Source organism: Marinobacter sp. C1S70, assembly GCF_000475355.1.
Taxonomy (GTDB): domain Bacteria; phylum Pseudomonadota; class Gammaproteobacteria; order Pseudomonadales; family Oleiphilaceae; genus Marinobacter; species Marinobacter nauticus.
Genome location: NZ_AXBW01000080.1, coordinates 1 through 410, shown reverse-complemented (window position 1 = coordinate 410; position 410 = coordinate 1). Strand labels below are relative to the sequence as shown.

Annotated in this window: 1 protein-coding gene; it reads right to left on the bottom strand. The window is 57.1% G+C overall.

The genetic code is table 11. From position 1 onward, the window contains the following. Positions 1–410 (bottom strand): transposase (locus Q669_RS17640; protein ID WP_022993288.1); only part of this gene is annotated, 410 nt, incomplete at both ends.

Below are 410 nucleotides of genomic sequence, written 5' to 3'. Positions count from 1 at the left end.
ACCAGGTCAGAGAGTTCGTCTTTGTAAGGATAGGCATCGCTCATCAACACCCGTATGCGCCGAGTGTTGCGAATGATGACCGCGCCCACCTTGATCAGCTTCAGCCGCAGGTTACTGGCGCTCATTCTCTCGAAGGGCGTCTTCTTCAAGTGGGCCCGTAATCGCTCGAACAACGTGTAGGCAAAGCCCGATAAGAGCAACCGCCACTGATTGGTCCACCACCGCGTGCTGGAGGTGCGATCTGCGAACAGACACAACTGCTGATCCTTGATCCGGTTTTCCATGTCACCCCGGGCACAGTATTGCTCGTAGTAGAGTTTAACGCCGTCGTCGTAACGGGAGCTGATAATGAACCTGGGGTTGGCACCCAGTTCGCCCTCCTCCAGACGCGCGATCACCCAGCGGGGGTG